The organism is Chloroflexota bacterium (assembly GCA_014360805.1).
Lineage (GTDB): Bacteria > Chloroflexota > Anaerolineae > DTLA01 > DTLA01 > DTLA01.
In genome coordinates this window covers 1-4,167 of sequence record JACIWU010000136.1, presented here as the reverse complement: position 1 = coordinate 4,167, position 4,167 = coordinate 1, and the positions used below count along the sequence as shown (strand labels likewise).

Annotated in this window: 4 protein-coding genes; all 4 read right to left on the bottom strand. The window is 61.1% G+C overall.

The window, feature by feature from the left end:
• Positions 1–1,574 (bottom strand): ABC transporter substrate-binding protein (locus H5T65_13935; protein ID MBC7260327.1); only part of this gene is annotated, 1,574 nt, incomplete at its 3' end.
• Between the two features lie 106 nt (positions 1,575–1,680).
• Entirely contained in the window at positions 1,681–2,385 is a 705-nt protein-coding gene (locus H5T65_13930; protein ID MBC7260326.1) for a creatininase family protein, read from the bottom strand.
• Positions 2,386–2,440: 55 nt separating this feature from the next.
• Complete coding sequence (locus H5T65_13925; protein ID MBC7260325.1) at positions 2,441–3,394, bottom strand: succinylglutamate desuccinylase/aspartoacylase family protein; 954 nt, start codon at positions 3,392–3,394, stop codon at positions 2,441–2,443.
• A gap of 26 nt (positions 3,395–3,420) precedes the next feature.
• Positions 3,421–4,167, bottom strand: a 747-nt coding sequence (locus tag H5T65_13920) for a creatininase family protein (GenBank protein ID MBC7260324.1), incomplete at its 5' end; no start/stop codon positions are given.

Sequence of the window (4,167 nt, the reverse complement as noted above, 5' to 3'; positions counted from 1 at the left end):
AAGGTCGTGAACGGTGTGTGGTACAGCGGGATCTCCACTGCCTCGTCGTTGTAGATCTTCTGGATCTCGTAATACATCTCACACCGCTTCTGGGGATCCAGTTCCACGGCGGCCTTCATGGTCAGTTCCACAGCGCGGTCGTTCTTCCACCCCGAGTGAACTGCCGGGTCCACGACGAACCAGGCCACTTGCTGCGCCGGGTCAATGACGTCGTTGGTCCACTGGTACCCCGAGATGGCCTCAAACGTGCCGTTACGGAACTTGTCGCCGAGCAGCCCGCCCTCAATCTCGTTGACCTCTACCTCAATGCCGATCTTGGCCCACATCTCCTTGAGGACGGTGGCCTGGTCGCGCCCGATCACGCGCCCGCTGGGCACTTCCAGTTTCACGCCCTTGTAGCCGTTGGGGTATTTGGATTCGGCAATGAGTTGCTTCGCCTTCTCCAGATTGTACGGGAAGCCCTCCAGATTCGGGTTCCAGCACGGCGAAGCCTTGGGCATGAAGGATTTGGCCACCTCGCCGTTGCCGTGGAGCACGACATCCAGAAGCGCCTGCCGGTCAATGGCGTAGTTCAGCGCCTGGCGCACTTTGACATCGTCAAAGGGCGGCTTTGTGTGGTTCAGGAAGATGTAGTAGGTCTGGGTAGATGGCCACAGTGTGAGCACGGCGTTCGGATCGTTCTTGAGCGCGGCCACCTGGCTGAACGGGATGGCGTCGGTGGCGTCAATCTCGCCCGATTGCACCTGGAGCACGCGCGTGCTGTCTTCGGCGACCTGGGTCAGCCGAATCTCGTCCAGGTAGGGCAGCGGCTTGCCATCCACGCCCATCTCCCAGTAGTAGGGGTTCTTCTTGAGCACCATGTACTCGCCGACGACCCAGTCGGCAACCATGAACGGGCCGGTGCCGATGGGTTTCTTGAAGAACTCCTCTGGGGAGCCTGCGGCCTCAAAGGCTTTCTTGGGGAAGATGCCGTTGCTGAACAGGGCCAGGCCGGCAAGAAAATCAGCCGACTTCTCTTTGAGTTTCAGGCGGACGGTAGAATTGTCCACGGCCTCTACGGTCTCCACGTTCGCGAGGCTCCAGTTCCAGGGGCCCGTGTCCCGCGCACGAATGAGGGAGTAAACGACATCTTCCGTGGTAACGTCCGTGCCGTCATGGAACTTCAGGCCGGGCCGCATCTTGAACGTGTAGGTAAGCCCATCGTCGCTCACCGTCCACGATTCGGCGAGTGCCGGCTCAATCTTGGTCCCCGTGCGATCCACCCGCACCAGCGGCTCAAAGACATTCACCATGATCCAGACGTCGGCGTTGGCTTCCGTCCAGGCCATGTCAAAGTTCTCGGGGATCGCATTGCGCGCCCACTTCAGGGTCCCTCCGCGTTTGACGGCAGGGGCGGGCGGTTGGGTGGGCACCGGCGTTGGCGCGGCTGGCGCGGTGGTCGCCGCTGGGGCCTGCGTGGGCGCCGTGGTCGGCTGTGGCGCGGTGGTGGGCGTGGCCTTCGGCCCACAACTCACCAGCACCATGGCCACCAGGACCAGCACGCTGAGAACGGCCAAAAGTCTCCTTCTAATCATTTTGCATCCTCCTTCTCGCATTTTGATGATGGGTCACTCGCTTGACAAATGTCGGTTTGCACTGTGCCAGGCAATCCCCCCTTTCTGTTTGCCCATGATGGTTCGGCTAGGCGTCCCATGGGCCTCTCAGGATTTGCACCACGTCTCGGACGGCGACCTGGAAGTACTCGCGCATGGTCTTCTCGTCGCGTGCGTATTCGCCGCCGCCTGTACCATCGCCTAGCCTCTCGCGGATTTCACGCGGTGTCAGGCTATGGAAGTCGGTCCAGTCCACGTCGGGTTTACGGCCCTGCGGCAGTGGCGCGACCTGATTGATCCACGGGAAGCCTTCAATCCAGGCGCCATGATGATTCTCCTTGCCGCCAAGGCGCTCCATGAACTCCAGGACGCTGGGCAACAGGTACCACGAGCGGAATTTGATCATCACGCCTGGGTTCTTCTGCCGGAGAATGCCCGCCAACCGTTCGGCGATCTTGTTGCCGCCGTGGCCGTTCAGGATCAGAATCCTGCGGAACCCGTGCTGAATGAACGACTGGAGAATCTGCTCCACCAGGTTCAGGTAAGTGGCATACTCTATGTTCACGGTGCCCGGGTACGCCATGAGGCCAAAGGATGGGCCATACGGAAGAGCGGGCGCCAGGACTACATTCTCCTGCTCACACGCAGCCTTGGCGATTTCCCAGGGGCACTGCGTGTCCGTGGCCACGCTATAGTACCCGTGCTCCTCGGTAGAACCCAGCACCAACACCAGGCGGTCATCCTTCTTGAGGTATTGCTCCACCTGCATCCAGTTCATTTGTTCCAGCAACATACAGCGCCTCCTTGTCATCTTCAGTGAATGATGATTGTGTCCTGTATGCGGCGATTTATGCGCCAACTGCCAGCAGCGGGTCGCCCTTATTGATGGCCAGCGATGATACGAGGAACAGGATGCGCCCGTCCGCTGGTGAGTCTACGGTCTGTAGCACGTTCCCCTGGTAATCGGTGATTTTGCCCAGCCTCTGGCCCTTCGCGACCACATCGCCCACGGACACATCCAGGTAATAGTAGCCGTCGTGCTCACTGCGCAGCCAGATGAACTTGTCCAGCACCTGCGTGGACACCGGTTCTGGGGCCGGGCCGTCCAGCATGCCGATGTGGCGCATCAGACGGTTCACGCCGTTGGTCAGGAGGGTAACGGCTTCGCGCGGCCACAGGCCCTGCCCGCCCGCCTCGGCCAACATGCTTGGGATGCCCTCGTGCGCGGCCGCGGAGTAGGTGGACCCGCGCGTTTCGCTGCGGACGACGTACGGGATGCCGAACACCTGCGCCAGTTCCTTGGACCTCTCGTCCACCTGCGCGTTGCCGGAGACATTGAAGATCGTGAAGGGGATCAGGGCCTCCACCAGGTCTCCGCCATGCAAATCTACATAGTAGTCTGCGCGCTTGAGCAGGTTCTGGAACAGCCAGTATGCCAGTTGCTCGGACGCGGAGCCATTCTTGTCGCCGGGGAAGACGCGGTTCAGGTTCTTGCCATCCAGCGGGCAGACGTAGATGGACCGCGCCCGGAAGGCGGGCATATTCACCACCGGCGCCACGATGACGCTGCCATGCACGGCCTTCGGGGCCAAGGTTTGGCCGACTTCCAGCGCGGCAGCGATGCTGGCGTACTCCGCGCCGTGGACTCCCGCCGTAATGACCAACGTGGGGCCGGGCTTCGCGCCGTGAATCAGGAACAGGGGAACCGGGACGGTATGTCCGTCCACCTGCACTTCCTGAACCCCTGTAACCTTCTCACCCGTGAGCGCGGAGAAGTTTCCTACTCGCAACTCGGTTGTCATGGTGAAACACCTCCACAAGAAATCTGCTACTTCGCCAGCGGGCCCAGCGAGTCCACGGGCGGCAGCGTAACTTTGCGGAACTCCTCAACAAACTTCACCAGGTAATCGGTGATCCCTTGGTAAATCTTCTCGCCCATCTCCTTGGAGCCGGCGGTGGGCGGGATGTCGTAGCGGCTAGCAGCGGACAGGCCCAACTCCAGCATATCGCCGCTGTCCGTAATGTCAGCCGTGATGAGGTTCACGAAGACCGAGCCGCCGTTGAATCGTGCGTCGTGCGGCGTGTCCAGGGTAATGGTGTCGCTGAGGTTCTTGCTGGTCGGAATCTTGGCGATCTGCATGTTGGGCAGCGATTCGTCCAGCGCCAACACCAGAGACGTCTCAACGTAGTCTCCGTGACCGATGGGCAGCCAGTTGGGATTCACGGTCTGGATGACCTTCCAGTACACGGCGGTGGCCATGGGGATGCACATCTCGCGCAGCATCTCGCCGCACTGGCGGATGGCTTGCATGTTTCCGCCGTGGCCGTTAACGAACAGGATATGTGTGGCCCCGTAGGCGACCAGGTCTTCGCAGATTTCCATAAGCATGTTCGCCAGGGTGTCTTCGCTGACGGAAAGGGTGCCGGGGAAACTGGTGTGGTACTTGGCGTAGCCGATGGGAATCGTGGGTGTAACGATGACATCGGCGCGCTCGCCCAGTCGCCTCGCGAACTCCTCTGCGGTGAGGAAGTCGGTGCCCAGCGGCATGTGGGGGCCGTGCTGTTCGGTGGAGCC